This is a genomic window from Rhodococcus sp. 06-418-5, from assembly GCF_002258285.1.
Classification (GTDB): Bacteria; Actinomycetota; Actinomycetes; order Mycobacteriales; family Mycobacteriaceae; genus Rhodococcoides.
The window spans coordinates 202,592-228,530 of the sequence record NZ_NOYE01000009.1 but is presented as its reverse complement, the minus strand read 5'-3'; the positions used below and the strand labels follow the sequence as shown (position 1 = coordinate 228,530).

Genomic DNA, 25,939 nt, shown 5'->3' with positions numbered 1-25,939 from the left:
CTATGTCCTGTCCGAGGTTTCGAGCTGACGGTTCGAGGCTCGATGACGCAGGTGCTGTACTGCGCTGACGGTGAGCGCGGCCGCGAGCACCAGGTAGAGGGTGATGGTGATCGGACTGCCGACCAGGATTCCGAGGCTGCCTTCCGATACCGCGAGAGCGCGGCGTAGTTCGACTTCTGCCAGGGGGCCCAGAATGACGGCGATGAGGACTGGGGCAAGTGGAATGTTGTAGCGGCGCATCATGAATCCGACGAGTCCGATGGCGACGAGGAGCCACAGATCGATGCTGGACGAACTGATGGCGTAGACACCGAGCACGCAAAAGACGCTGATGCTGGCGTAGAGGTAGTGGCGTGGAATGGACAGCAATTTGGCCCATACCGGAGCGAACGGAAGGTTGATCGTCAGCAGGATCACCAGACCGATGAACAGAGACGCCAACAAAGTCCAGACCAAGTCACCGCTGCGCTCGAACAACAGAGGCCCCGGCTGCATCCCGTACTGCTGGAATGCAGCCAGCATGATCGCCGCGGTTGCCGAGGTCGGCAGCCCCAGAGCGAGCAGCGCGCCCATTGCTGTACCGGCCGTGGAGTTGGCGGCAGCCTCGGGTGCAGCCAGGCCCCGAATGGAACCGCTGGTGCCGAAGGTGTCGTCGCCGTTCTTCTTGGCCAAGTACTTCTCGGTGCCGTACGCCATGAAGGTCGGCACTTCGGATCCACCGGCCGGGATGAGCCCGAACGGCGCTCCGAAGGTCGTGCCTCGCAGGAATGCGGGAAGGGCCCGGCGGAAGTCGGCCAGATTCAGACGCGTTTTTCCGCCGGCTTTCACCGCAGTGACTACCGGGTCTCGGTGGATGCGTGAGGCGACGAAGAGCACCTCACCCAGTGCGAGCAGGCCGACTGCGATCACGACGATGGAGATGCCGTCGAACAGTTCTGGCATGCCGAGCGCATAGCGCGCGGTACCACTCGGTCCGTCGACTCCGACCAACGCCAGTGCCAGTCCGATACCGAGGGCCGCCAGACCGCGCACGACGGATTCCGACACCACGGCCGAGATCGCCAGAAAGGCGAAGACGGCGAGCGCGAAGTACTCGGCGGGGCCGAAGACGGTGGCGAGTCGAACGAGGGTAGGGGCAAAGAACACGACCAACGTCGTTGCGATGATGCCACCGATGAATGCTCCGACGGCCGCAGTTGCCAGTGCCTTGGCGGCTTGACCGCTCTTGGCCATACGGTGGCCCTCGAAGGTCGACGCGATCGCCGACGAGTTGCCGGGGGTATTGAGCAGGATCCCGGAGGTCGAGTCGCCGAAGAGGCCGCCGAAATAGATGCCGGCGAACATGATGAATGCGGCGGTGGGCTCGAGGGAGAACGTCACCGGCAGCAGCAATGCCACGGCCATCGAAGAACCGAGACCGGGCAGCACTCCGACCGCGGTGCCGAGAATCGCGCCGATGAGAACCCACAGCAGATTCATCGGGGTGAGGGCGGCTGCGAAGCCGTCCATCAACAGGGGGAGTTGATCCATCAGAACAGCCCTCCTACGAAACCGGACGGCAATGGCAGTCCGAGACCTGCATTGAAGGCCAATTGGATGAACGACGACATCAGTAAGGCCAGACCAATGTCCAACAGCGGCCTTCTGCTACCGAGCGCACGTGCCACGACCCAGAACAGCGCAGCGGCGCAGAGTATCCAGCCCAGAATCTCGAGCAGAAGTACGAACCCCACCAGGGCACCCACGACTTGCCCGACGGTCTTCCAATCCGAATGCGTCGCCCATGTCGGTGCTGCAGGACCTGGGAGTGGATCGCTGTTGTCGGAGAGATCTCCGAGGTCGCGCAACATGTCGGGGGAGAAGTCGCCGTGTCCGGGATGCGCTGCGGTGTCCGAAACCTTGGGATGGCGAATGATGTTGATCGCCAATGCCGTTGCGCTCCCATAGAGCAGGATGCAGACGATGATGGGGAAGAATTGGGGGCCGGGAACCGACGACCCCATGACCTTCATCGTGACAGTGCCGACGGTGAGAAACACTGCGATGGCGTACAGCAGTGCGACGACAGCGAGCTCGCTGCGCCCGGTCCAGAACGAGTGGGGGCGCGGATTTTCAGCGCGCCGCGTCGGTAGAGAGTCTGTGCTCATTGTCCGAGTTCCTCGATGATGTCCTTGGCTCGCGCCACTTCGAGTTCGATGAAGTCCTCGAACTCGGTTCCGGTAGAAAAGGTGTCGGTCCAGTTGTTGCGATCCATCGTGGCTTTCCATTCCGGTGTCTCGCGCATTTCTCCGATGATGTCCACGAACTCGTTCTTGGTGGCCTCCGAGATTCCCGGTGCTGCAACGAATCCGAGCCAGTTCGACATCGCGACGTCGGTTCCTTGCTCTGTGAAGGTAGGAATGTCCACCTCGTCCACCCGCTCCGGTGCGGAGATGGCGAGAGCCCGCAGTGAGCCGGCGGCTATCTGGTCGCTCACCTCGTTGTATCCTGAGATCCCAGCTGTTGTGACGTGAGAAAGCAACGCGGACAGGGCTTCCCCACCGCCGGAGTATGCGATGTAGTTGACGGCGGCGGGGTCGATTCCGTTGGCTTGGGCCAGGAGTCCACTGAGTAGATGGTCGATCGATCCGAGCGATCCACCACTGATCGAGGTGCCGCCCGGATTCGCGCGCCAATCGGCGAGGAATTGGTCGAGGGTGAGGTAGGGCGAATCGCCGGGAACGACCAGGACCGCATAGTAATCGGCCATTCGTGCGATAGGCACCACGTCGTCGAACGACTCCGGATTGTCGGCCATTTCGATGGCGCCGACCAGGACTCCGCCGGTGGCCATCAACGCGTCCTCACGGCCGGGGGTCTGGACGAACTGGCTCAGCCCGATCGTGCCGCCCGCGCCCGGGATGTTGATGACCTGCGGGTTGTTGACGATGCCCTGAGCGCGCATGGCGCGCTGACTTTCACGGGCGAACCCGTCCCAGTTGCCTCCGGGTGCGGCCGGCGCGATCAACGTGAGTTTTCCCCGGGCGGTGGCGGCCGCACCGGACGAACTGGCGTTGACGAATGCGGTCACGGTGACGATCACGACCGCGAGGACGAACAGCGCGGTGGTCAGCGGCCGCTTCACTGAGTGCGGCTTTCCGACTCGAGAACGGAATGCGCGAACGATGCGATGGCCTCGGCGAACGCCTCGGGCTGCTCGGGTGCAAGAGCGTGTGCAGCGTCGGCGATGACGGACTCCGTGACCCGCTCGCCCAACATGGGCTTGAAGATGTTCGGGATGACGACCGCATCGTGTTCGGCTTGCAGGTCGAGTATCGGCACCGTTCCACCTGCGAAGTATTCGTCGATCGGCGTGATGTTGCGCGCGTGGCTCTGAGCGTGATGTGTGCTGGTCGACCACCCGGTCATCCACGAACTCGGATCATGGCCCGGCGCAAAGAATGCCTGTCGCAGGCACTCCATGCGTACCTCATCGGGCAGGTCCAGATTACCGGCCCCGTCGATGGCGTCCCGAAGCCTCGAGTACGGTTTTTCGTTCGATCCTGGAGGCATCTTTCCGGCCGAGGCCGCGGCCATGACGAGGCCGCTGACGAGATCGGGCCGGTCCATTGCCAGCATTCTGGCGGGCTGGCTGCCCCATGCGTGGCCGACGACGACTGTGCCGGTGCACTGTTCGTGATCGAGGACCGCGGCGACGTCGGCGGCGAAGTGGTGCAGGTTCAGGCCGTTCATCGGTCCTGTGCTTTCGCCGATGCCGCGGGGGTCGGGGCGGATCACACGGAAACCGCGCGCTGCCAGTAGTGGGGCAACGTCGTCGTAGTCCGCCGATCCCCGCGCCAGGGAAGGGAGAATCACAATAGTTGGACCGTCGCCCTCTCGGACGTAGCCGATCCGGACATCACCGTGACCGGCCACGCAGTGTTCGCGGGCGGTATGTGTGTTGGCATCGCTGGCAGTGGTGTGCACGACGGTCCGTTCTGTCGAGAGTCTGAGTCATCCGTGGTCCGAGTAGCCGCAAGATTGCTTCTGATGTCCTACTGACGTACAACAGTACGTAGGTGGTACGTTATTCGTGTTCCACATCACTGTCAACAATCGGTGTTGTGCACACCACAATGAGAGGATCGGACCATTGGCAAGAGTGCATCCCGCCGCTAGTAACGGCGAAGTCGCAGACCGAGTGAAGGCCCGTAGAGGCGGCCACCTGACCCCGCTCGACGAGGCCTTGCTGCACAGCGAACCGTTCGCCGACGGATGGAACACGTTGCTCGGTGCGGTCAGGTCCAGCATGGCGCTGCCCGGTGTGCTCCGAGAACTCGCCATCTGCCGCATCGCTGCGCTGAACGGTGCCGACTACGAGTGGCGTGCGCACGCCCCGCTCGCACGCGCCGAGGGGCTGACGGACGAGCAGGTTGCCGCCCTGAGACTCGACGCCGACGTTGCCCCGCTGAACGACGATCATCTGCTCGTCCTCGCCTATGCGGACGCGATGACGCGCTCGGTCACCGTGTCCGACGAGCTCAGCGCGGCAGTCCACGATCGATTGGGCACCCAACAACTGGTCGAGCTGACCGGCACCATCGCGGCGTACAACATGGTGTCTCGTTTTCTCGTAGCACTACAGGTCGGCCAGACCGCGCCGGCCGACACCCTCGAATCATCGGAAAGTGAAGTGACGGTATGACGGGTCGATTGGCAGGCAAGGTCGCTCTGGTGACAGGGGCCGGAAGCGTCGGACCCGGATGGGGCAACGGGCGCGCATCCGCGGTGCGTTTCGCGCAGGAAGGGGCGACGGTATTCGCGGTGGATCTCAACCGCGAGGCACTGGAGGAGACGGTCGCGCGCTTCGACGGACCAGAAGGCTCGATCATCCCCCTACAGTGCGACGTGACCGATACCGCTGCCGTCGAGACCGTCGTGTCCACGTGTGTGGAGCAAGCGGGCAGGATCGATGTCCTGGTCAACAACGTCGGTGGGTCGCGCGCCGGTGGCCCGGTCGAGATGACCGAAGAAGAGTGGAACAAGCAGCTCGAATTCAACCTCACGACAACATTTCTCACGTGCAAACACGTCCTGCCGCACATGAAGGAGGCCGGCACGGGTGCCATCGTCAACACCGCGTCGACATCCGGTATCCGCTGGACCGGAGCTGCACAGGCGGCGTACGCCGCGTCGAAGGCCGGAGTGATCGCATTCACCCGGTCGGTCGCGGTACAGCACGCGCCGCTGGGCATTCGTGCCAACACGGTGATTCCAGGACAGCTGCACACGCCGATGGTCGAGGTTCGGCTCGCCGGGCAACGCTCCGGCGGTGACGTGGACAAGCTTCTCGAACAACGGCTCTCACGGATTCCGATCGGTTTCATGGGCGATGGCCGAGACACCGCGAATGTTGCGTTGTTCCTTGCTTCCGACGAGGCACGGTTCATCACCGGTACCGAGATCGTCGTCGACGGCGGCATGTCCGCTCGCTGTGACTGACCCTGCAACGAAGGAGAACGACATGCTTCCACGATCGGAGCCCACGATCGAAGGTCCGCTCGCGTTCCCCAGCGCGCCGGTATACCGGTTGCCACCGAATGCGTGCGACAGTCATTGCCACGTGTTCGGCCCCGCAGCGCAATTTCCCTTCGCGCCCGACCGGACGTTCACACCACCGGACGTCCCGTTGAGCAGTCTCCGAAGGCTGCACGATGCGCTCGGTTTCGAGCGTGCGGTCATCGTCCAGTCGGCGTCGCACGGGCGCGATCATGCGGTGCTCGTCGATGCTCTTCGTACAGGTCGTGGCCGGTATCGGGGCGTCGCGCTGATCGGCCTCGACACCCCCGATCGGGAGCTCGCAGCGCTGCACGAAGAAGGCGTGAGAGGGGTACGTCTGCAGTTCATGTCGCACCTGGGTCCGCCACCGAGCGACGATGAAATAGTGCAGTACGCGCACAAGATCGCCCCGTACGGTTGGCACCTGGAGATTCACGTTTCAGGAACAGGGGCTGCAGACAGGTACGAGGTCATCTCCTCGCTCCCCGGACGGGTCGTCATCGATCACCTGGGGAGGGTCGACCTGGCTCAGGGGCTCGACAGTGCTGCGATTCGGGCAATCGAGCGGTTGCTCGACACCGGCAATGTGTGGCTCAAGCTGAGCAGCACCTACCGCGTCAGCACCCAGGGTGCACCGTACGACGATGCGAACGAACTCGCGGCACGGTATGCGGCACACAACCCGGATCGTGTGGTGTGGGGTACGGACTATCCGCACCCGAATCTGCACGCAGCCATGCCCGACGACGGAGTGCTGGTGGACGGTATCCCCGCGATTGTTCCGAGTACGGCCGGGCAACAGAAGCTTTTGGTCGACAACCCTTCGGAGCTGTTCGACTTCTGATCCCTGCCCGACGACGACGCCGGCCCCGAACCGTAAGCGGTTCGGGGCCGGCGTCTTTCGATCGATGTGACGATCAGTGACCTGCCGCAGCGGCAGACCCTACCGTCAACGACTCGCCTCGGTCCGAGCTCGAAGCTCGACGCACCAGCGCGTCGAGTGCGACGACGCCTGCACCAGCGGGACGGATGGAGACCGGGTTGATCTCGGCCTCCAGTACGTCTGTGTGGGACACGGCGAGCTCGGAGACCGCAACGATGGTGGCTGCGAGAGCATCCAGATCGCCTTCCGGAAGTCCCCGGTAGCCGGTGACCACCGACAGCCCCTTGACCTCACCGATCATCTCGTGAGCGGTCTTCGTGTCGACCGGTGCGAGGCGAACCGAGGAGTCAGCGAAAATTTCGGCCAGCACGCCTCCGGTGGACAGTACGACCAACGGTCCGACATCGGCGCTGACGCGATATCCCACCAACGCGTCGGCCAAGCCGCGAGGTGCCATCTGCTGTACGAGAACACGGTCTACGACGACGTCGGGCTGGTGCTCGCCGACGCTGGTGACGATGGATCGAGCAGCGTCGCGCACACCCTGGTCGTCGGTCACGTTCAGCATGACCCCGCCGACATCGCTCTTGTGAGGGACTCTGTCCGACAACACTTTCACGACGGCCGGGTAAGCAAATGGCAGGTTCAGATCGTCTTCGAGCGAGGCGACGTCCAGTGCGACTGCGGGGCAGAATTCGACGCCCAGCGAGCCGAGCAGCTCGCCCGATGCCTTCTCGTCCAGTACCGCGGTCGGTGCCGTGGCGTCGACGGCGAACCGAGCTCCGTTGCCGATGGACGCCGGAACGCGACCGTATGTGGCTGCGATGACGTCGGCGCACGACTCCGGTGTGCGGAAGGCAGGGACGCCGGAGGTGTTGAGAAGTGCTGCGGCGTCGGGTGCTTCGGGCAGCGCGAAGGCGACGATGGGCACCGAATGGTTGCCCCGCTCGGAGATGGCCTGCACCGCGAGTTCCGGGTTGAGGCGAGCCGAGGAGCCGATGACGAACACGATGAGATCGAACTCGCCGCTCTCCTGCATCGCGTCCAGAGCGTTGGTGACAATGTCGTGGCGCGCGCCTGCCAAGCCCAGATCGGCAATCAGGCTGTGTGGGATGGTGGCTCCGCGCTCTGCCATCGTTGCAACGAGTTTCTCGCTCGGTCCTGCGATGGTGAGTCCGCGCAGCGCGAGCTGGTCGACCATTATCGCTGCACCGCCGCCGGTGGTCGTCACTACGCCGACTCGAGGGGAGACGGGCGTGGGGGAGACGGGGACGCGACGCAGCAGGCCGGGTGCTTCGACGAGAGACTCGAAGTTGTAGACCCGAGCGAAACCGCAGGCGCGGAAGAATGCCTCGGACTCACTGTCCTCGCCGGCGAGTGCTCCGGTGTGCGAAACAGAAAGTGCCGCAGCCTCATCCGAGCGACCGAGCTTGTACACCGCTACCGGCTTGCCGGCAGCGGCGGCGGCCTGTGCGAACGAGGCGAGGTCTTCCGAATTGCGCAGCGACTCCATGAAGAGGGCGAAGGAGGTGACGCCGGGATCGGCAACCATCGACTCGCAGAGGGCTCCGAGGGACAAGTCTGCTTCACCACCGGTGGAGACGAGTCCGGCGAATCCGATACCGCGGCCGCGTGCTCGACTGACGAGGGATCCGATGACGCTGCCGGACTGCGAAGCGACGAAAATTCCGCCGGACGGGATGTTCGGCTCGCCGAATGCTGCGTTACCCGTGAGCATGACTCCGGTGCGCGGATTGACCACTCCCAGGCTGCTGGGACCGATGACTCGCACGTCGCCCTTGGCTGCGGCCGCTCGCAGACGGTCCTCGCGTTCGACGCCCTCGGGGCCTTCCTCGGCAAATCCCGACGAGAGAACTGTGGCGGCAGTGACGCCGAGTCGAGCGCACTCTTCGACAGCAGAGATCGCCGCTTCTGCGCCGGTCATGATGTAGACGTGCTCGGGAACCTCGGGCAGGGAAGACAGGCTGGGCCATGCCTTTTCGCCCTGCACGGTTTCCCTCGTGGGGTTGATGAAATAGGCGTTTCCGGTATAGCCGGCCTGCGCCAGAAATTGCTGCGGCCGAGCCGTCGTCTTCTTCGGATCGTTGGATGCCCCCACGATCGCAATCGACTTCGGGTCGATCAGTCTCTGGGCGAACGACCGAGTGCCGTCGGGATCGTTGCGATGTTCGTTCATGGGCTCAACTCCTGGGAGCAATGGGCGGTCGTGGCTTCGAACAGCACGCCGGATGGTGGTGCAGACCACTCGACCGGGACTGCATGATCTACGTTACACACTCTATAGAGTACTGTCTATCAACATGGGATCGAGCATTGGTGATCACGAGGACACCGAGGACGGCGACAACACGTCCGTCGCGGGCGTGACGAACCGCGAGGATCTGGTGAACAGGCTTGCCGTCGAGCCGTGTCGTGCACCTGACGATCGACTCGATCGCGCAATTTCGAGCTTCGTGGGGAGGCCTGTCGAGGGGTTCACTCAGCGAACATTCGGCGGACACCTTATTGCGCAGGCAGTGCTCGCAAGCGCTGCGACGGTCGACGATCCCGAACGCGTGGTGAACTCCCTCCACGCGTACTTCCTCATCTCGGGTTCGCATGAACACCCCTTGCGCTACGACGTCGACGCCGTGCGAGACGGAAGGTCTTTCTCCATCCGAGAAACCACGGTGGTTCAGAACGCTCGCAACCTCACCAGGCTCTCGGCCTCGTTCTGTGCGTCAGCGGCAGTCGGAGCCCCCAATGACGCGGAAGCCAATGTCCTGCCGGCGGTTCCACACCCCGAGTCGCTCGAGCCGCTGCATCGGCGTCGTCATCTCGGTCTGCCGGCCGACGGCATCAAGCTTCCGACGCGACGGCGTTGGGAGACCGCGTCTCGGCCGGTCGATATCCGGTACATCGACGACTCCGAACGGCGTTGCTTCTGGTTTCGTACCGCAGCCGTCGACGGCGTCCATCAAAACGTTCACAGGGCGATCCTGGCGTTCGCAAGTGATCGATCGTTGCTACCCGCCATCGCACATGCACGCGGAGATCTGGCCGGGGCCCACACCATGCGCACGGCGAGTATCGATCACTCGATGTGGTTCCATGCCGACGTGCGGGCCGGCGACTGGTATCTCTATCTTCAGGACTCGCCGTTTCACACCCCCAGATCCGGCTTGGCGCGAGGGTCGATCGTGGACGAGAGGGGTCGTCCGGTCGCTTCGGTGGTGCAACAAGGCCTGATCCTCGAACATAAATCGGAGAACTGATGTCGGTTCACGACCGCTACTGACACATCGATCCTGGATGCCGTTCCCGACGTACAGGAGCGATCGACGCTCGCTGCACAGGCTCACGGCCGCGGAATCTTTGTCGACCTACGGGTGAACAGTCGGTGTGGTTGCGCTTGATTCCGGGTGCCGGTCTCGGTGGACGCTGTGCCGCCGCGCAGCAGATCTGCTGCCGCACATGCCCGGGGGCACCGGAATTGTCGCGATAACCGTGGTTTCGCGGGTTTCGGATATCGGTTCGGGACCATCGGACCGGAAGGTGCCGAATGGCTTCTGTTGGTGCACAATGCTTGTCGAACTGCACTGCTCGACGACGGGGACGAGATATGCACATTGTCGTGGGAACCACGTGTGTCGCCACAGCGGCGGCTCTTCGTCGGTTCGTGTCGCAGGCGTCTGCGCCGTTCGTCGACAGCTCGCGAAACATGATCATCTGCCGAACGTGACCGGCACCGGCACCCGACGGCGTGCTTCCCCTCGGTCGACCCGCGAACAATCGTCGCGGACAATACTGCAACACAGAAGGATTCGACGTGGCCGCAACCGTGGAGCAAGCCTCCTATGTCTTCCGTGAGTGGCACAAGCGCATCGGGGATCGAGACGCGCCCGCTCTGTCCGAGTTGTACGCCGCAGGTGCGGTTCTCGAAAGCCCCTTGGTTCCGGTGCTGTTCGATCTGCGATCCGGAATAGTCGAAGGACGAATCGCACTCGACAGCTTTCTGCAGGAGACCACGCGTCGGCGATCCGACGAGAACGAATCGCCGTCGCCGGACCGCGTGGGCATCTACACGTTCGACGGGCACCGTCTGGTCTGGGAACACCCGCGTCAGACGGCGAACGGCGACAAACTCGATCTCGTCGAGATCGTGGAGCTCGACGGACCCCTCATCTCGAGACATCGAATCTATTGGGATTGGCACGGCATCGGGCGCATCGATCCCGCCGAACGACCTCGAGCCACTCGAAGGAAGCGAATCGGCCAGAGCTGAGGGCGTCCCTCGTGACGGTGGCGGTGCCCGATTTCGAGACAGTTCTCCATACACTGAAGCCCGTGACTCGGGTGAGCGGTTTCCACGGCTCCGATCGTGCTCGGCTTCTGGCCGGTGGGGCGATCGAGCTGCTGGCTACCGACGGTGTGCACGGACTGACTCACCGTCGTCTCGACAAGGCGCTCGGTATCCCTCCCGGCTCCACCTCGAATGTCTTTCGTCGTCGCGTCGATCTGCTGCGGGCCGCTCTCGATGCGCTCGTGGAGCAGGAAATGGTGGTCCTGTACGACGCTCTGGGCGATCGTGAGCCAGGGCCGTGGAGTGTGGACACCGCTGCCGAAGTATTCGCGGATGTGGTCGACGCGTGGCTGCTGCCGGCCAATCGCACTCTGCTCGTCGCGCGCTACACGCTGATTCTCGAGTCCTCACGATCCGACGAATTGGCACCGTTGTTGACCGCCGCGCGCAGTCGCTTCACCGCATTGGCGGAATTGCTCTGTGCCGCAGCCGGTGTCGGTTCCGAGGAGGCCTCCATCGATCCGGCGATTCAGCTTGTGGCCTGGGCGGACGGTGTGCTGTTAGCACACGTCACCGCTGGGGTCCGGGCACCGACGCGTGCTGATGTCGCGCAGGGAGTTCGCAGGTTGCTCGGTCTCTGACGACAACGTCGCGCTCGGATTTCGAACCGCGTTGGATGTCGTTCCCGTACGGTATGCAGAAACTACGATCGTAGTTTTCCGTCGATTCGGACGGGGGCGAACGGCCGAGGGGTGGACGATGATCGAGGAACAGACGACTTTCACGGTGGACGGTATCGAAGTAGCCGCAGTGTTGACTTTGCCCGAAGGAGAGAACGCCATGCGGTGCCCGGCGGTGTTCACGGCTCCTGGGTTCGCCGGAGTGAAGGAAATGCTGATACCGAACTACAGCGCAGACCTGGCCGCAGGTGGGGTGGCATCGCTCGCATTCGACTACCCGGGGTTCGGCGCAAGCGGAGGCGACGTACGCCAGCACATCGACCTACCTCAGCAGTTGCGGTCCTTCCATGCCGCGCTCGACGTACTGGCGCGCGACCCACGGATCGATTCCGACCGAATTGCCGTGTGGGGTACCAGCATGTCGGGAGGGCATGCCATTGCTGTGGCCGCGGACGATCCGCGAGTGAAGGCGGTTGCCGCGATCATCCCGTTCATCCGCCTCACTCCCACCGGCAATCTCGAGCTCGCACCGGTCATCGTTCGGGATGCGCTACGACGTCTGTTCCGTAGGCCGGGATTGACCATTCCGGCGGCGGGACGGCCGGGTGAGGTGGCGACGATGAACTCGGACGGAGCCTACGAATGGTCACAGGAGATGGCGCGCGGAGCGGAGAACTACCGCAACGAGGTGACCGTCGCTTCGCTACCGGCCATGTTGCGGTGGTCGACGCGCAAGGCGGCAGCCCGACTCACCGTTCCGGTTCTCGCGATACTCGCCGAATCCGACACCATCACTCCGCCCTCGCGAGTGCGCACAGCGTTCGCTGACGTCGACACGGTCGAGTACGTGTCCTACCCCGAATCGCACTTCGAGCTGTTCACCGATCACGCTGACGCAGTTTGTAAGTCGACGGTGGAGTGGTTGGTCGACAAGCTCGGAGAATGACTTGCGCCGCCTGACGTGATGGGTCTTTCAGTGCACGAGGGCCTGCTGTCGGCCGGCCACTCGGGCGGCAATGGCAGAAGCGAGATCGGCGACCTCCGCAGAGAGAGCGTCGGGAGTCTTGGTATCGGTTTCGTGCAGGAAAGTCGTCGATCCGACTGTGGCACCGCAATATTCGACGATACCGCGTTCGATCTGCGTCCGGAACGCGTCGTACACGCCGTGGCGATCGAAGCTGTCGGCGTCGTCGCCGGCAAGAGAGACCAGGTGGACGGTGAGTCGATCCAGCTTCTTGACGATGCCGTAGTCGGCAGTGAGATCGTAGGCCCACCCGCTGACGAAGACGCGATCGATCCACCCTTTCAGCAGGGCAGGCATGGACCACCAGTACATCGGGAAGACCAGAACCAGGTGATCGGCGCGGTCTATCCGTTCCTGTTCGGCAATCACGTTCGCAGGCGCGATGCCGTTGCCCCGAAACAGATTCAGGTCCCCACCGGCGAACCGTGGGTCGAAATTCTCCGCGGCGAGATCGGCCGTCTCGACGGTGTCACCTGCAGTGCGGATTGCGTCGGTCACGGATCGAGCGACGTGGTGGGTCAGTGAGTCGGGGTCGGAATGGGAGACTACGACGAGTGCGGGCATGGTCGATTCCTTCTGCGAGGCGAAACGGCTATGTACCAACAGTAGGTTACTATTAGTACATAGCGCAAGGGGGTCTCCGATGGCGCGGACGCGATTGTCTCGATCCGACCGATACGACCAGTTGGTCGAGGTCTCGTGGGCGCTCGTGCGAGCGGAGGGGGCCGACGCTCTGACGCTGGGCCGACTCGCCGAACATGCCGGCGTCGCAAAACCCGTGGTGTACAGCCACTTCGCCTCGCGTGCAGAACTGTTGGCCGCACTGTTCACAGAATTCGACGACCGACAAACGGTCATGCTCGAGGAATCTCTGCGCTCCGCGCCCGACTCGTTGAACGGACGCGCACAGGCCATCGCCGACTCGTACGTCGGCTGCGCGTTGGCGCAGGGTCGTGAGCTGACGGGTGTGCTGGCGGCACTGGAGGGCTCGCCCGAACTCGAACAGGTCAAGAGAACGGCCGAACGGGCGTACTCCGAACGATGCCGGTCGATTCTCGACCCGTACAGCGGATCCGGGGGTATCTCGGCACCGTCGTTCACTGCGATCTTCGGTGCAGCGGAGGCTCTCTCTCAGGCGGCGGTATCCGGCACTCTCGCACCGGAGGACGCGACGGGGGAACTTGCTCGACTGATCGTCGCTGCGGTCGGCAAGGACTGACCCCGACCCGAGCGGAGGGCCGCTACACGGCGGGGAATCGGTTGCGCAACGCATCGAGCTGGCGGTGCAGCTCGTAGAGCGACTGCTTCTGAGTCTGCGCCTCGTCGCTGTGCCAGACGTGGCTGCGGGAATCGCCGACGCGCAGGGCTTTGCGGGCGAGTTGCTCGGAGTCCTCGATGCGACTCGACGCGGCCGCGATCTCGGCGGTCAGCATGTCGGCGAACACCCTCGCCTGAGCCGCGTCCGAATTCTCTGCCATGTGCGACCACTCTCGATCTCGCGGCTCGACCGTTGATCGTTCGAGTACCGATGATCAGGATAACCAACTGTAAAAAGACCGCTGGACCGGCTTTGGTGTAACGGGAGCGTCGCTGCCGGGCCCGGACTACTACTCGGTGTAGTCGGTAGTAAGCTCCCGTCCATGTCCGAGCCGACGGAAGGATTCGCGCCTCTGCGCGGTGCCTCCGTGGGCGGACTCTCGGCGCTGGTCACCGCCTGGGCGCACACCGTCGGCGGCGGGATGGCCCCGTCCGATGCGTCGATCGTGCTGCTGGCGCTGGTGTGCTCGGCCGTCGGATACGCAACCGCGGTGGCACCGACGGGGGCTGCACCGCGCACTCGACTGCTGGTCGTTCTCGCTGCGGCCCAGTCGATCGGCCATCTACTGCTCACCGTCGTCGACAGTCACCATCACGGTCCCATGATCACCGAGCAGATGTTCGCGGCCCACGTGGTCGCCGTCCTGGTCGGTGCCCTGGCCATCAGGGGTGCAGAACTCGGCATCCGACGCGCGGTGACCTCGCTGGGCAGGGCTCTCCCACTACTGGCTGCCCTCGTCGTCGACGACAAGCGCATCGCCCCGCCACTGCCGGTGTACCGGATTCCGGGATCACCGCGACTTCTCGACCTTTCTGGCTGCGGAAACCGCGGACCACCGGCTCGAACTGCCTGAGCACAACCCACCGTCACACCCGCCCTGCTCGTCAGGCGTCGGGTAGTGGGTTGCTGCCGCATTCGACACCGCACATCGCACTCTCGGTGATTCACGCTGCCTCCGCGCGGCCCGGTCCCGTAGGCGATGCCACCTCGCGCACATCCGCGCGCCCACTCATCTCTTCACGAAACGAGACCTCGTGTCCACACCCGAAATGGAACGCGTCGCCGATCCTTCCCCGCCCACCCGTCCGACAAGCCCTCGCAGCTGGCGTCCGCTGATCCTGCGGCTGCACTTCTATGCGGGCATTCTCGTTGCACCGTTCATTCTCATCGCCACCATCAGCGGCGGGCTGTACGCCGTCGCACCGACCATCGAACAACTCATGTATCGGGACTACCTGCACGTCGACGCCACCGGCCCGGCCGTGCCGGTAGCGGATCAGATACGCGCAGCGCAGGCCGAACGACCCGATCTCACCGTCGCCGCCGTTCGCCCCGCAGCCGAAGCAGGCGACACCACCCGAGTGATGTTCACCGACCCCACCCTCGGTGAATCGAAGCGGCTGGCCGTCTTCGTCGATCCCGCGACCGCGACGTCCGTGGGCGAGCTGACGGTGTACGGCTCGTCCGGCTCATTGCCTGTGCGTACCTGGATCTCCGAGCTGCATCGCCATCTGCACCTGGGTGAACCCGGTCGCCTCTACAGCGAACTCGCCGCCTCGTGGCTGTGGGTGATCGCGCTCGGCGGCCTCTACCTGTGGTTCGAGCGCTATCGACGCAACCGCGACAAGGCACGACTGCTCACTTTCGATCGCAAGTCGAAGGGGCGCAATCGGTCTTTGAACTGGCACGGAGTGGCGGGAATCTGGATCGCTGTGGGTCTGATCTTCCTGTCCGCCACCGGACTCACGTGGTCCACCTACGCGGGCGAGAACGTCACCGACCTCCGCACGGCGCTGAGCTGGACCACCCCCGCCATCACCAAGACCATCGGCTCCTCCGAGGCGACGACGACGGGTGACCACTCCGGTCACGGCGGTCATTCGATGGACATGTCGGCCGACGCGTCGATGACCGACGACAACGTCGGTCGCATCGATTCGGTCCTCGGCATCGCGAAGGCCAACGGTATCGACGGGGCGGTGGAGGCGTCGATCCCGGCGTCGGACGACGCAGCGTTCGTCGTCGCCGAGACCCGTCAGCCCTGGGTGATGTCGAACAACTCCATCTCGATCGACGGCAGTACCGGCACGGTGATCGACACCCTGTACTTCTCCGACTGGCCCCTTGCTGCCAAGCTCTCGGCCTGGGGTATCCAACTGCACATGGGGACTCTGTTCGGTGTAGCCAATCAGCTTGCGCTGCTTGCACTTGCGGTCGCTCTGGCATCGGTCATCGTCCGCGGTTACATGATGTGGTGGAAACGCCGTCCCACCAAGGCAACCGGCGTCACCGCGGGGCGTCCCCCGCTGCGCGGCGGCATTCGCCGAATCTCACCGATCTCCGTCGTCGCACTGACGGTCGTCGCGGTTGCTGTCGGCTGGTTCGTCCCACTCCTCGGGCTGAGCCTGGTGGCGTTCCTCGCCGTCGACGTGGTCCTCGGCTCGATCCGTCGAGCACGGACCAGAACCGCCAATGCTGCTGCCTCTCGACACGAAAGCGAACTCGCATGACACTCTCCCGACGTACCTCGACCTTGTTGGCCGCCGTGTCGGTCACCGGTCTGATCCTCACCGGATGTTCCAGCAACGAGTCGGCCGCCGCGGCGAAGGAGTCCGATTCCGTTGTCGTCCGCGAGCAGTGGGTCAAAGCCGCCGACTCCGGTATGACCGCGGCGTTCGCCGAATTGCAGAACACCGGCGACTCCGATGTGCACGTGGTCGGTGCGTCGTCGCCGGCGTCGAGCACAATGGAACTGCACGAGATGGCAACCGGGGCCGACGGAGCGATGGTGATGCGTCCGAAGGAGGGCGGCTTCGTCATTCCGGCGGGCGGAACGCATGTGCTCGCCGCGGGCGGCGACCATTTGATGCTCATGGATGTGACCTCTCCGCTCACTCCAGGAGCCGACGCGGAGTTCACCCTCGAGTTCGAGGATGCGTCGAGTACGACGTTCACCGCGCAGGTTCGTGACTTCTCCGGTGCCCAGGAGAACTACGAGCCGGGCAGCATGGACATGGACATGGACATGGACATGGACGGGTCGGCAACCCCTGCCCCGACACCCGGTGGCTGACAACGACAACCGGTCACCACGCTCGCTGAGCCGGCGACGTCTCCTCGGTGGAGGCGTCGCCGCGCTCGGAGTCGCGGGGGTGGGAGCCGCGACCGGTTACGGAATCATCGGCAACCGGGCCGAGGAGACGGCCACCGGAGGTGACACGGTGCCGTGGCGTGGCCTGCATCAAGCGGGCATCGATACGGTTCCGCCACAGGCACACTCGACGTTCGTCGGGCTGACCTTGCACGATCGAGTCGGGCGCGACGAGCTGATCGGGATTCTGAAGGTCTGGACCGAGGACATCGGACGGCTCACTGCCGGTGCACCCGCGCTGGCCGATACCGAAGCCGAACTGGCGCTTCGGCCCGCACGCCTGACGGTGACCGTCGGACTCGGCCCCGGCGTGTTCGATGCGATCGGTCTGCCGGATCGGCGGCCGTCGTGGCTGGCACCGCTTCCTGCCTTCGGAATCGACCGTCTGGAACCGGAATTCACCGGTGGAGATCTGCTGCTGCAGGTGTGCTCGGACGATCCTGTCACCGTTGCACACGCCCTTCGGGTACTCACCAAGAACGTTCGCTCGTTGGTGACGATCGCCTGGACGCAGCGCGGGTTCCGGCGCTCGCGGGGTACCGAGGAATCGGGCACCACGATGCGCAATCTGATGGGGCAGGTCGACGGTACCGTCAATCCGAAGGCCGGAAGTACCGACTTCGACGGCCTGGTCTGGGACGACGGCAGCGACCAGCCCTGGATGCAGCACGGAACGTCGATGGTGTTGCGTCGCATACGAATCGAGATGGACACCTGGGACGAACTGGACCGACCCGGCCGGGAGTTGTCGGTGGGAAGAACTCTCGACACCGGTGCCCCGTTGACCGGAACCGCAGAGTTCGACGAGGCCGATTTCGACGTGACCGATCGATTCGGCATTCCGGTCATCCCGCCGTCCTCGCACATCGCGAGGGCACGGCACCTTCACGACGGCGAGCGAATCTTCCGGCGGGCGTACAACTACGACGATCCACCTGCTCCCGGTTCGGTGTCGAACTCCGGACTTCTGTTCGCGAGCTATCAGCGCGATGTGCTGACCCAGTTCCTACCGATTCAGCAGCGCCTCGACGAGTTCGATGCACTGAACGAGTGGACGACGCCGATCGGGTCCGCGGTGTTCGCGATACTGCCGGGAGTGGTCGACGACGGCTATCTGGGTCAGAGCCTGCTCGGGTGACTGCGCCGACAGGTGCGGATCCCGCGACTCAGAACGAGGTTGCCAGGGCGACGCCGAGTGCGGTCAACGTGTCGACGAACTCGGCTTCGGTGAATGTCAGAGTGCCGCGCAGCCATCGGTCGAGAAGTTCGGTCGTCCCGGCGATCATCAGCACGGTGGCTGCCTCGGCGCGGGGGTCCGCAGGATCGGCGTCGAGCACTGCTTTCATCAGCAGTGGGGTGAACCTGTCGACCATGTGTCGGCGCCGGTCCTCGAGTGCGGGATTGGCCGACGCCTCGGTGTACAGCAGGGAGGACCGTGGATCGGCGGTGAGAGCGCGCACCAAGGCCGCGGCGGTGTGTGCGACGCGTTCTTCCGTCGATCCATGTTCCTGTTCGAGCTCGTTCAGTGCGGTTCCCACGGTATCGATCACGTCGTCGAGTGCAGAGACGAGGATGGCGTCGCGGTCACCGAAGCTCTCGTAGAAGTAGCGCTTGGACAGGCCGGCGCGGGCACAGATGTCGTCGACCGTGACGGTGGAGACACCGGACTCCGCTACGGCGTCGAGGCACGCGTCGAGCAGCTTCTCGCGTCGCTCACGTCGACGTTCGTCGGCGGCGACGCCTCGGTAGGGACGAACGACGGGCGGCATGGCTACATCTTGACACGAAGATGTGCTCAGTTGTGCGCGGTGAGCCGAGGGCGGGTCTCTCGCCGCGCGACCGGGGTCAGAGCGCTGTCCACGTTGGACAACGCCAGACCCATGCTGGTGGTCATGCCGATCCCGGTCGTGACGGTGACGATGTGCACACGGTCGACGGGCTCTTCCAGCAGGAATTCCGAACCCGGTGCGGAGCAGTACGTTCCCTGCCATCGCTCGACGACGTCGATGCGGTCGACTCCGAACAGCGTTCTCGCTTCGCCGAGCAACACCTCGAAACCGTCTTCGCTCTGGAACGGCGAGGTGGTGATCTCGCGAACGTGGGTGTCGCCCAACAGGATCGACCCGTCCGGTTGTGGGGTGTACATCTGGTGCAGGTCGAGTTCGACGTAGTCGGGATACTCGGCCTGCAGGCGGGCAGCGACGTCTGCAACGGCGGGCAGGTTCTCGAAACCCGAGTACCTCAGCAGCGACCAGCCGGTGAACAGCGGCGAGGGAAGCGGTGCACGCAGCGGCATGGTGGCTCGCATCATGTGCAGTCGGCACCGCACCAGTCCGCCGCGTTCGGCGCTCTCGGGAAACAGGCGATCGATGTCGTGGTTGACGGTGACGAACGTGGCACCGGCATGCAGGTCGCCGCGGGAGGTGCGAACGATTCCCGGCGCGAACGACGTTGCAGCGGTGCGCCAGTGGAAGTCCACCCCGGAATCGGCGAGCCAGCGTGCGACGGCCGGAGCGGCGGAGCGCGGGTCCACCTGGACGTCCAGAGGCAGGTACATGCCGCCGACCACATCGGTGTCGGCAAGGGGGAGTCGGTTCAGTACCTCGCTGCGGTCCAGCAGCTGTACCTGATCCTCGCCCCGTAGTTCGGCGAACTGCTCGAGCACCGCGAGCTCGTCCTCGTGCCGGGCGACGCAGTGCGTTCCCGATTCCGCTGCCCAGAAGTCGGCTCTTCGGGCGAGGTCGAGCCAGTGACTGCGGCCTGCTCGCGCGTACTCGAGTGCGGTCCCGGATTGCGCTGTGATGCAGGCGTGTCCGAAGTTCTGGACGGAGGCACCTGCGACACGATCGGCATGATCGATCACAGCCACGGTGAGTCCGCGCCGATGGGCGTGATACGCGTGTGCGAGGCCGACGATCCCGGCCCCGACGACCACGACGTCGTACGTCGATGTCATACGGAAAGTCTTTCTGCTGAGGTCATGTCAGGCGTCCATGACGGCGGTGAAGGTCATCCGGTCTCCGCGATAGAGCGACCGTCGGTGTTCGATGGGAACACCGTCCGTGTCGTAGGAGACACGGCCGAGCAGAAACATCGGTGTCCGAGTGTCGACGGTGAGCAGTGCGGCTTCCCTGGCATCGGGGAGGACGGTTTCGATGGTGTCGACAACGCGCCCGAACGTGACTCCCCGGGCTGCCAATTCGGCATAGAGAGACGTTCGGTGATCGAAACTGTCCTGTAGCCCCGGGATTCGATAGGCGGGAATGCGGGTCGTTTCCAGTCCGACTCGCACGTCGCCGGTGGTGAAGACGCGTTCGAGTTGCACCACCTCCGAACCGATCTCGATCGCGAGGAGTTCCGCCAGCACGTCGTCTGCTCGGAACACTTCCCAGCCGACCAGAATTCGAGTGGCGCTCATGCCCTTCTCGCGCGCGGCCTCGGTGTAGGAGCCGATCGCCAACGGCAGCACCACTTTGGGTTCGGCCACCACCGTCGCCCGGCCGCGACGTTCGATTCGACCGGCTACCAACAGTTCTCGGATGGCTTGACGCAGTGTCTCGCGGGACACGTCGTATCGATCGGCGAGATCGCGCTCGGACGGAAACGCGTCGCCCGCAGACATGCCGTCGAGCATCGCGTCGAGGCTTCTGCGGACGATCTGATGCTTGAGTACGCGAGGTTCGGTGTCCACGGCCATGGACCAACCATAGCATCAATTGGTCTAGACCTAATTGTCGTGCGACGTTCACGGTCCGTTCACTCACGTTCCACGTAATGGTCTATACCAAACGGCAGTCTCTTCCCCATGCCGAACTCCACCAGCCCGAACATCAGCACCCCCGTCGAGCTCGTCGTCCTCGACATGGCCGGAACCACTGTCACCGACGACGGTCTGGTACTCGAATCGTTCGATGCCGCAGCCACCGCCGTCGGACTTGCCGACGCCGGTCCGGAACGTGACGACGCCCGCCGCTATGTGCTCGACACGATGGGTCGGTCCAAGATCGAGGTGTTCCGCGCACTGTTCGGAACAGAGGACCGCGCTCAGGCCGCCAACCGCGCTTTCGAGTCGGCCTACGACGCCCGCATCGACGACGGGGTCTCACCCGTACCCGGTGCGGCCCAGGCGATCACGAAGCTTCGCGAATCCGGAATCACCGTCGTCCTGACGACCGGATTCTCGGCACCCACCCAGAATCGCATCATCGACGCGCTCGGCTGGCGGGATCTGCCGGACGCATTCCTCGCACCCGGGAGTGCCGGTCGTGGCCGTCCGCACCCCGATCTCGTGCTCTCGGCCGCCCTGCTCGCCGAGGTGACCGACATTTCCGCGGTCGCCGTCGTCGGTGACACGTCGAGCGACATCCTGTCCGGTCGCCGAGCCGGCGCATCGCTGCTGGTCGGCGTCCTCACCGGAGCTCATTCCGAGACCCAGCTGCTCGAAGCGGGTGCCACCCACGTGCTCGACAGCGTCGCCGACCTTCCCCCCATCGTTCTGCCCTGAACAGCTCTGCCCTGAACAGCTCTGCCCTGAACATCCACCACACCCCGAACGGACATCACGCCATGACCACCATCTCTCGCCGTCGTGCCGGAACCGCCGCGGCCGTGCTCTCTGCCGCGGCTCTCGTCGCAGCCGGTTGTTCGAGCTCATCCGAGGGGGCGACCACCGAGCAGGGATTCCCCGAAACCATCACGCTCGCAGCCATTCCCGCCGAGAACTCCACTGACCTGAAAGCCAGCTACGACCCCGTCATCGAGCGGCTGGAGAACGAGACCGGAGCGAGCGTCGAGTTCATCCAGGCCTCGGACTACGCCGGCGTGGTCGAGGGCCTGATCGCAGGCAACGTCGACATCGCGTTCTTCGGCCCCTTCGCGTACGTCGTCGCAGGCATCAACGGTGCGGAGATGACACCGCTGGGTGCCGTCGTCCAGGACGAGGGAACTCCTCCCGGCTACCAGTCGTACGGAATCGCTCGTTCGGACAATGCCTCGGTGAACGGTCTCGCCGACTACGCAGGCAAGAAGGTCTGCTTCGTCGACCCGAGCTCCACCTCCGGATTCCTCTACCCGACAGCGGGACTCATCGAGGACAACGTCATTTCCTCCGGTTCCGAGGCCGACATCTCCGCCGCGATGACCCCGATCTACGCCGGCGGACACGATGCATCGGCGCTGGCCGTCAAGGCCGGAGACTGCGACGCCGGATTCGCGTTCGACACCATGGTCGACCGCACGATGATCGACAACGGTGAACTTGCACCCGGTGAGCTCAAGACCGTGTGGAAGTCCGAGATGATCGCCGGATCGCTCTTCGCAGCCAACAACGATCTCGGTGCCGACGCCATTGCCAAGCTCCAGGACGTCTTCAGCGAGGGCATGAACTCGGATGCCTTCGTGGCCGACGGCATCTGTGCCGAGGAATGCCGCATCACCGACGAGGACGCCTGGGGCGTCGTTCCCGCCCAGGACAGCGATTACGACGGCGTGCGCCACGTATGCGAGGTCACCGGCTCCGAGAAGTGCCAGGGCTGATGATGTCCGCACCGATGGACCGGGGCGACGTGGTGGTCAGTGTTCGCAACGTCACCAAGACATTCGGATCCACCACAGCGCTCGAGAACGTGAATCTCGATGTGCATCAGAGTGAGATGTTGGTTCTGCTCGGGCTTTCCGGCTCCGGGAAGTCGACGCTGTTGCGGTGCATCAACGGCTTGCAGCCCGTGACGTCGGGGAGCGTCACTGCACTCGACATCCGGGTCGATCTGGCGAACCGCCGCCGTGTGCGCGAGCTACGCCGAGATGTCGGCTTCGTCTTCCAGCACTTCAATCTCGTCGGTCGGTTGAGTTGCCTCGAGAACGTACTCGTGGGAGGCATCGGCCGACTGTCGATTCCGCGCTACGGCGCACTCACCTACCCGAAAGCGATGCGAGAGGAAGCCCGCGCGTGCCTCGACCGAGTCGGGTTGGCGGACTTCGCCGAACGGCGTGCCGACACGCTGTCGGGTGGACAGCAGCAACGGGTGGCGATCGCACGCACCCTGATGCAGCGTCCGCGGATCGTCCTCGCGGACGAACCCGTCGCCTCGCTCGACCCCGAGAACGCGGGCGTGGTGATGGATCTGTTGCAGCGAGTGTGCAGCGAGGAGAAACTGACCGTGGTGTGCACGTTGCATCAGGTCGATCTCGCCCTCGGCTGGGCCCATCGCCTCGTGGGTCTCCGAGACGGTCGGGTGGTGCTCGATCGCCCCGCCGCCGGTCTCCAGCGTGATGACATCATGCCGATCTATCAACGGATCGCGCCCGACCCCGGGAGCATGACCACGGTGGCACCGACATGACCGTCACCGTCGAACCGAGGCCCACGAACACTGCAGGGCAGAAGGATCCGCAGCGGCGTCGATGGCTGTTCCCGGCACTGGGTGTCGTCGCGCTCGTTCTCACCGTGCTCTCGGCGGGCTACATCGACTTCGCGCCGACGACCTTGATCGACGGTCTCGAGGATGTGGGCAACCTGCTCGAGCGGATGCTGCCGCCGCGTGTCGACGACACCGGAAGGATCGTCTCCCTCGCGCTCGACACCTTGCTCATGGCAGTGCTGGGCACCGTGCTCGCAGCGGTCGTCTCGGTACCGCTGGCGTTCCTCGCGGCACGGAACACCTCGCCCCACCCGGCCCTGTACGGCATCGCGCGCGCCGTCATCACCTTCTGCCGGGCGATGCCGGATCTGCTGTTCGCGGTGCTGTTCGTCCGGGCGTTGGGAATCGGTGTGCTGCCCGGCATCCTGGCTCTGGCACTACATTCCATCGGCATGCTCGGCAAACTGTTCGCCGACGCCATCGAAGAGACCGATGTCGGACCGCGAGAGGCGCTCCGTGCCGCTGGAGCCGGCTACTACCGGGAGATGATCAATGCTGTGGTCCCGCAGGTTGTTCCGGCGTGGATCGGCGCCTTCGTCTATCGAATCGACATCAACCTGCGCATGTCGGTCGTGCTCGGCTTCGTCGGGGCAGGCGGCATCGGTTTTGCCCTGCAGGACGCTCTCCGCGGACTGATCTACCCGCGTGCTCTCGGAATCGTGTTGGTGATCCTGGTGATCATCGCCGCAATGGAATTGGCAGCGATGACTCTGCGCCGCATGCTGCTGGTCCCGTCCGCGGCCGGCCCGCAGCGCGATCGACTGATGCGCCTCGGGGCGTTGGCTGTGCTCTTGTTCGCGATCGTGGCGTCGTTCGTGGTTCTCGAATTGGATCCGCGCTCGCTGCTGACCTGGATCGGGCCGTCGATCGAGGTGTTCGGTCGAATGGTCCCACCGGATTTCTCCGCTTTGGGATCGGACCTGTTCGACGCCGCTGTACAGACCGTCGCCATCGGAGTCGTGGCCACCGCAATCGGCATCGTGCTGTCGATTCCCGTCGGAGTTCTGGCTGCGCGCAACGCAACTCCGCATCCCGCGGTGTGCTGGGTTGCGCGATCCTGGATTCTGTTGGTTCGGGCTGTGCCCGAACTCATCCTCGCCGTCGTGTTCGTTGCAGCGCTCGGATTGGGTCCGGTGGCGGGAACCTGCGCACTGGCCATCGGATCCGTCGGATTTCTCGGCAAACTCGTTGCGGACGCGATCGAGGAGATCGATCCCGGTCCCCTCGAAGCGGTGGCGTCGGTGGGTGGCGGTTGGTGGAACAGGACATCGAGTGCCGTTGTTCCTCAGGCCATTCCATCGATGGTCGGTTCGAGCTTGTATCTGCTCGACGTGAACATTCGTACCTCGACCATTCTCGGGATCGTCGGTGCGGGCGGCATCGGCTTCCTGCTCTTCGAGTCGATTCGTACCCTGAACTTCGACGTCGCCGGTGCGATCGTTCTCGTCATCTTCGTCGTCGTGTACATCGTGGAAAGGATCTCCGGATGGATCAGATCACTGCTGGTCTGACGCCGGCCGCCGTCTGGACGGGGAGCGGGATCGAGACGTGGGACATCGAGATTCCCGCCCTCGAGTCGGGTGATCTGCTGGTGCGCGTCGATCTCGCCACGGTGTGCGGGAGCGATCTGCACACGGTGTCCGGTCGACGGCACGGAGCGTGCCCGTCGGTACTCGGGCACGAGGCCGTCGGTCGCGTCGTCGCCGCCGGTGATGCCACATCCCCAGCGGCGGTCGGGGATCGGATCGTGTGGTCGGTGACCGTGCCCTGCGGCCGATGCAGTCGATGCGTCCGCGGGTTCACGGCCAAGTGCTCGTCCGTGCGCAAGGTGGGTCACGAATCTGCCGAGAGTCCATGGGTTCTCAGCGGCTCCTACGCCCGACACATCGTGCTTCCTCGCGGTACCGCAGTGGCCCGGGTGCCCGACACCATGCCCGACGCCGTCGCCGCACCGGCAGCGTGTGCGACGGCCACGGTGATGGCGGCTCTCGACGCAGCGGGTGCTTTGGACGGCCGACGGGTACTGATCGTCGGGGCCGGAATGCTGGGGGTCACCGCCGCCGCAGCGGCATGCGAGCGAGAGGCATCGGTGACGGTCGTCGATCGAGACCCAGAGCGACAGAGACAATCTCGTGCATTCGGGGCCGGTGAGGACGACGGTGCACGAACAGATGTGGCGATCGACTTCTCCGGATCGTCGGAGGCCGTGCAGTCGGCGTTGGGGCGACTCGACGTCGGTGGGCGGCTCGTGCTTGCCGGATCCGTCGCGCCGGGTCCGCCGATCACCGTCGACCCGGAAGCAGTGGTCCGGAACTGGCTGACCATCACCGGCATCCACAACTACGAGCCGCGGCACCTCCATCAGGCCGTTGCCTTCCTACGCGACACCGGCGCGAAGTATCCGTGGGAATCCCTCGTCGAGGCACCGGTGCCGTTGGCCGAACTCGCGTCGGTGTTGCGGCCGACGCCGTCGGGAATTCTCCGATCCTCGGTCGCGCCGTAGGTTCTGGGTCTGTCCACCAGCTCTGTCGTGCCCACGTCGGCCGGGGCGTGTCGCCGACAGCGTCGCCCTCGACGTAGCGAGCGACGATCAGATCCGGCCGATGCGGGCCCGGTGTTCGGA

Annotated in this window: 27 protein-coding genes; 17 read left to right on the top strand and 10 right to left on the bottom strand. The window is 64.5% G+C overall.

Features of this window, described 5'->3' with window-relative positions:
• From CH274_RS04965 to CH274_RS04950, 4 genes are read right to left on the bottom strand one after another with little or no spacing between them, the layout of a single operon-like run.
• Positions 1-1,530 carry a tripartite tricarboxylate transporter permease gene (locus CH274_RS04965; RefSeq protein ID WP_094634502.1) on the bottom strand — a complete coding sequence of 510 codons (1,530 nt, stop codon included), beginning with the start codon at positions 1,528-1,530 and terminating at the stop codon, positions 1-3.
• Positions 1,530-2,147 carry a tripartite tricarboxylate transporter TctB family protein gene (locus tag CH274_RS04960; RefSeq protein ID WP_094656909.1) on the bottom strand — a complete coding sequence of 206 codons (618 nt, stop codon included), beginning with the start codon at positions 2,145-2,147 and terminating at the stop codon, positions 1,530-1,532. The genes CH274_RS04965 and CH274_RS04960 overlap by 1 nt, the downstream gene beginning before the upstream one ends.
• The gene (locus CH274_RS04955; RefSeq protein WP_094656910.1) at positions 2,144-3,124 is read right to left on the bottom strand and encodes a tripartite tricarboxylate transporter substrate binding protein; all 981 of its coding nucleotides are present in this window, start codon (positions 3,122-3,124) and stop codon (positions 2,144-2,146) included. The genes CH274_RS04960 and CH274_RS04955 overlap by 4 nt, the downstream gene beginning before the upstream one ends.
• Positions 3,121-3,966 carry an alpha/beta fold hydrolase gene (locus tag CH274_RS04950; RefSeq protein WP_094656911.1) on the bottom strand — a complete coding sequence of 282 codons (846 nt, stop codon included), beginning with the start codon at positions 3,964-3,966 and terminating at the stop codon, positions 3,121-3,123. The genes CH274_RS04955 and CH274_RS04950 overlap by 4 nt, the downstream gene beginning before the upstream one ends.
• A gap of 214 nt (positions 3,967-4,180) precedes the next feature.
• On the opposite strand from CH274_RS04950, the gene CH274_RS04945 reads away from it, so the two are divergent.
• The 3 genes from CH274_RS04945 to CH274_RS04935 are packed head-to-tail and all read left to right on the top strand — an operon-like array spanning position 4,181 to position 6,382.
• Positions 4,181-4,684 (top strand): carboxymuconolactone decarboxylase family protein, encoded by a 504-nt coding sequence (locus CH274_RS04945; RefSeq protein ID WP_094656947.1) that lies wholly within the window; start codon positions 4,181-4,183, stop codon positions 4,682-4,684.
• On the top strand, positions 4,681-5,481 hold the full coding sequence (locus CH274_RS04940) for an SDR family NAD(P)-dependent oxidoreductase (protein ID WP_032405668.1): 801 nt from the start codon (positions 4,681-4,683) through the stop codon (positions 5,479-5,481). The genes CH274_RS04945 and CH274_RS04940 overlap by 4 nt, the downstream gene beginning before the upstream one ends.
• A gap of 22 nt (positions 5,482-5,503) precedes the next feature.
• The gene (locus CH274_RS04935) at positions 5,504-6,382 is read left to right on the top strand and encodes an amidohydrolase family protein (protein WP_094656948.1); all 879 of its coding nucleotides are present in this window, start codon (positions 5,504-5,506) and stop codon (positions 6,380-6,382) included.
• Between the two features lie 73 nt (positions 6,383-6,455).
• Here CH274_RS04935 and CH274_RS04930 read toward each other — a convergent pair whose 3' ends face one another.
• Positions 6,456-8,618, bottom strand: a complete 2,163-nt coding sequence (locus CH274_RS04930; protein WP_094656912.1) for an acetate--CoA ligase family protein — start codon at positions 8,616-8,618, stop codon at positions 6,456-6,458.
• A 124-nt stretch (positions 8,619-8,742) separates the two neighbouring features.
• On the opposite strand from CH274_RS04930, the gene CH274_RS04925 reads away from it, so the two are divergent.
• The 4 genes from CH274_RS04925 (at position 8,743) to CH274_RS04910 (ending at position 12,350) form a co-directional block, all read left to right on the top strand.
• Positions 8,743-9,696 (top strand): acyl-CoA thioesterase, encoded by a 954-nt coding sequence (locus CH274_RS04925; protein ID WP_094656949.1) that lies wholly within the window; start codon positions 8,743-8,745, stop codon positions 9,694-9,696.
• A 554-nt stretch (positions 9,697-10,250) separates the two neighbouring features.
• A complete protein-coding gene (locus tag CH274_RS04920) occupies positions 10,251-10,706 on the top strand; it encodes a nuclear transport factor 2 family protein (RefSeq protein ID WP_143546528.1) in 456 nt (151 codons plus the stop codon).
• A 62-nt stretch (positions 10,707-10,768) separates the two neighbouring features.
• Positions 10,769-11,365 (top strand): TetR/AcrR family transcriptional regulator, encoded by a 597-nt coding sequence (locus tag CH274_RS04915; protein WP_143546529.1) that lies wholly within the window; start codon positions 10,769-10,771, stop codon positions 11,363-11,365.
• 118 nt (positions 11,366-11,483) lie between these two features.
• On the top strand, positions 11,484-12,350 hold the full coding sequence (locus tag CH274_RS04910; RefSeq protein WP_179275644.1) for an alpha/beta hydrolase: 867 nt from the start codon (positions 11,484-11,486) through the stop codon (positions 12,348-12,350).
• Positions 12,351-12,377: 27 nt separating this feature from the next.
• On the opposite strand, the gene CH274_RS04905 is transcribed toward CH274_RS04910, so the two are convergent.
• Positions 12,378-12,992, bottom strand: a complete 615-nt coding sequence (locus tag CH274_RS04905; RefSeq protein ID WP_094656916.1) for an NAD(P)H-dependent oxidoreductase — start codon at positions 12,990-12,992, stop codon at positions 12,378-12,380.
• 79 nt (positions 12,993-13,071) lie between these two features.
• Between CH274_RS04905 and CH274_RS04900 the strand changes: the two genes are divergently transcribed.
• A complete protein-coding gene (locus CH274_RS04900; protein WP_094656917.1) occupies positions 13,072-13,647 on the top strand; it encodes a TetR/AcrR family transcriptional regulator in 576 nt (191 codons plus the stop codon).
• A gap of 22 nt (positions 13,648-13,669) precedes the next feature.
• Here the strand turns inward: CH274_RS04900 and CH274_RS04895 are convergent, their stop codons facing one another.
• On the bottom strand, positions 13,670-13,906 hold the full coding sequence (locus CH274_RS04895; RefSeq protein ID WP_094656918.1) for a hypothetical protein: 237 nt from the start codon (positions 13,904-13,906) through the stop codon (positions 13,670-13,672).
• A gap of 162 nt (positions 13,907-14,068) precedes the next feature.
• Between CH274_RS04895 and CH274_RS04890 the strand changes: the two genes are divergently transcribed.
• The 4 genes from CH274_RS04890 to CH274_RS04875 all read left to right on the top strand — a co-directional run bounded on the left by CH274_RS04890 (position 14,069) and on the right by CH274_RS04875 (position 18,035).
• A complete protein-coding gene (locus CH274_RS04890) occupies positions 14,069-14,599 on the top strand; it encodes a hypothetical protein (protein WP_094656919.1) in 531 nt (176 codons plus the stop codon).
• 181 nt (positions 14,600-14,780) lie between these two features.
• Complete coding sequence (locus CH274_RS04885; protein WP_094656920.1) at positions 14,781-16,256, top strand: PepSY-associated TM helix domain-containing protein; 1,476 nt, start codon at positions 14,781-14,783, stop codon at positions 16,254-16,256.
• Positions 16,253-16,819, top strand: coding sequence for a copper chaperone PCu(A)C (locus tag CH274_RS04880; protein ID WP_094656921.1), 567 nt, complete (start codon positions 16,253-16,255; stop codon positions 16,817-16,819). The genes CH274_RS04885 and CH274_RS04880 overlap by 4 nt, the downstream gene beginning before the upstream one ends.
• On the top strand, positions 16,812-18,035 hold the full coding sequence (locus CH274_RS04875) for a Dyp-type peroxidase (protein ID WP_094656922.1): 1,224 nt from the start codon (positions 16,812-16,814) through the stop codon (positions 18,033-18,035). Before CH274_RS04880 ends, CH274_RS04875 begins: the two co-directional genes overlap by 8 nt.
• Positions 18,036-18,063: 28 nt before the next feature.
• Here CH274_RS04875 and CH274_RS04870 read toward each other — a convergent pair whose 3' ends face one another.
• Genes CH274_RS04870 through CH274_RS04860 form a run of 3 tightly spaced genes read right to left on the bottom strand, consistent with a single transcriptional unit; the run spans position 18,064 to position 20,594 of the window.
• Positions 18,064-18,666, bottom strand: coding sequence for a TetR/AcrR family transcriptional regulator (locus CH274_RS04870; protein ID WP_094656923.1), 603 nt, complete (start codon positions 18,664-18,666; stop codon positions 18,064-18,066).
• A 26-nt stretch (positions 18,667-18,692) separates the two neighbouring features.
• Positions 18,693-19,853: a TIGR03364 family FAD-dependent oxidoreductase gene (locus tag CH274_RS04865; protein ID WP_094656924.1), complete on the bottom strand. Its 1,161-nt coding sequence runs from the start codon at positions 19,851-19,853 to the stop codon at positions 18,693-18,695.
• Positions 19,854-19,880: 27 nt separating this feature from the next.
• Positions 19,881-20,594 carry a GntR family transcriptional regulator gene (locus CH274_RS04860; RefSeq protein WP_032396017.1) on the bottom strand — a complete coding sequence of 238 codons (714 nt, stop codon included), beginning with the start codon at positions 20,592-20,594 and terminating at the stop codon, positions 19,881-19,883.
• 108 nt (positions 20,595-20,702) lie between these two features.
• Between CH274_RS04860 and CH274_RS04855 the strand changes: the two genes are divergently transcribed.
• From CH274_RS04855 to CH274_RS04835, 5 genes are all read left to right on the top strand, one after another.
• A complete protein-coding gene (locus tag CH274_RS04855; RefSeq protein ID WP_094656925.1) occupies positions 20,703-21,401 on the top strand; it encodes a phosphonatase-like hydrolase in 699 nt (232 codons plus the stop codon).
• Positions 21,402-21,463: 62 nt separating this feature from the next.
• Positions 21,464-22,432 carry a phosphate/phosphite/phosphonate ABC transporter substrate-binding protein gene (locus CH274_RS04850; protein WP_094656926.1) on the top strand — a complete coding sequence of 323 codons (969 nt, stop codon included), beginning with the start codon at positions 21,464-21,466 and terminating at the stop codon, positions 22,430-22,432.
• A complete protein-coding gene (gene phnC / locus CH274_RS04845; protein WP_176459126.1) occupies positions 22,432-23,238 on the top strand; it encodes a phosphonate ABC transporter ATP-binding protein in 807 nt (268 codons plus the stop codon). The genes CH274_RS04850 and phnC overlap by 1 nt, the downstream gene beginning before the upstream one ends.
• The gene (phnE, locus tag CH274_RS04840) at positions 23,235-24,827 is read left to right on the top strand and encodes a phosphonate ABC transporter, permease protein PhnE (protein WP_094656927.1); all 1,593 of its coding nucleotides are present in this window, start codon (positions 23,235-23,237) and stop codon (positions 24,825-24,827) included. Before phnC ends, phnE begins: the two co-directional genes overlap by 4 nt.
• Positions 24,803-25,819: a zinc-binding dehydrogenase gene (locus CH274_RS04835; RefSeq protein WP_094656928.1), complete on the top strand. Its 1,017-nt coding sequence runs from the start codon at positions 24,803-24,805 to the stop codon at positions 25,817-25,819. The genes phnE and CH274_RS04835 overlap by 25 nt, the downstream gene beginning before the upstream one ends.
• Positions 25,820-25,939: the final 120 nt, after the last annotated feature.

Excerpts from the sequence above, each read along its gene's own strand:
- CH274_RS04965 (WP_094634502.1), bottom strand. The coding sequence starts at position 1,530 with ATGGATCAACTCCCCCTGTTGATGGACGGCTTCGCAGCCGCCCTCACC.
- CH274_RS04960 (WP_094656909.1), bottom strand. The coding sequence starts at position 2,147 with ATGAGCACAGACTCTCTACCGACGCGGCGCGCTGAAAATCCGCGCCCC.
- CH274_RS04940 (WP_032405668.1), top strand. The coding sequence starts at position 4,681 with ATGACGGGTCGATTGGCAGGCAAGGTCGCTCTGGTGACAGGGGCCGGA.
- CH274_RS04935 (WP_094656948.1), top strand. The coding sequence starts at position 5,504 with ATGCTTCCACGATCGGAGCCCACGATCGAAGGTCCGCTCGCGTTCCCC.
- CH274_RS04930 (WP_094656912.1), bottom strand. The coding sequence starts at position 8,618 with ATGAACGAACATCGCAACGATCCCGACGGCACTCGGTCGTTCGCCCAG.
- CH274_RS04925 (WP_094656949.1), top strand. The coding sequence starts at position 8,743 with ATGGGATCGAGCATTGGTGATCACGAGGACACCGAGGACGGCGACAAC.
- CH274_RS04910 (WP_179275644.1), top strand. The coding sequence starts at position 11,484 with ATGATCGAGGAACAGACGACTTTCACGGTGGACGGTATCGAAGTAGCC.
- CH274_RS04905 (WP_094656916.1), bottom strand. The coding sequence starts at position 12,992 with ATGCCCGCACTCGTCGTAGTCTCCCATTCCGACCCCGACTCACTGACC.
- CH274_RS04900 (WP_094656917.1), top strand. The coding sequence starts at position 13,072 with ATGGCGCGGACGCGATTGTCTCGATCCGACCGATACGACCAGTTGGTC.
- CH274_RS04895 (WP_094656918.1), bottom strand. The coding sequence starts at position 13,906 with ATGGCAGAGAATTCGGACGCGGCTCAGGCGAGGGTGTTCGCCGACATG.
- CH274_RS04890 (WP_094656919.1), top strand. The coding sequence starts at position 14,069 with ATGTCCGAGCCGACGGAAGGATTCGCGCCTCTGCGCGGTGCCTCCGTG.
- CH274_RS04880 (WP_094656921.1), top strand. The coding sequence starts at position 16,253 with ATGACACTCTCCCGACGTACCTCGACCTTGTTGGCCGCCGTGTCGGTC.
- CH274_RS04870 (WP_094656923.1), bottom strand. The coding sequence starts at position 18,666 with ATGCCGCCCGTCGTTCGTCCCTACCGAGGCGTCGCCGCCGACGAACGT.
- CH274_RS04865 (WP_094656924.1), bottom strand. The coding sequence starts at position 19,853 with ATGACATCGACGTACGACGTCGTGGTCGTCGGGGCCGGGATCGTCGGC.
- CH274_RS04860 (WP_032396017.1), bottom strand. The coding sequence starts at position 20,594 with ATGGCCGTGGACACCGAACCTCGCGTACTCAAGCATCAGATCGTCCGC.
- CH274_RS04855 (WP_094656925.1), top strand. The coding sequence starts at position 20,703 with ATGCCGAACTCCACCAGCCCGAACATCAGCACCCCCGTCGAGCTCGTC.
- CH274_RS04850 (WP_094656926.1), top strand. The coding sequence starts at position 21,464 with ATGACCACCATCTCTCGCCGTCGTGCCGGAACCGCCGCGGCCGTGCTC.
- phnC (WP_176459126.1), top strand. The coding sequence starts at position 22,432 with ATGATGTCCGCACCGATGGACCGGGGCGACGTGGTGGTCAGTGTTCGC.
- phnE (WP_094656927.1), top strand. The coding sequence starts at position 23,235 with ATGACCGTCACCGTCGAACCGAGGCCCACGAACACTGCAGGGCAGAAG.
- CH274_RS04835 (WP_094656928.1), top strand. The coding sequence starts at position 24,803 with ATGGATCAGATCACTGCTGGTCTGACGCCGGCCGCCGTCTGGACGGGG.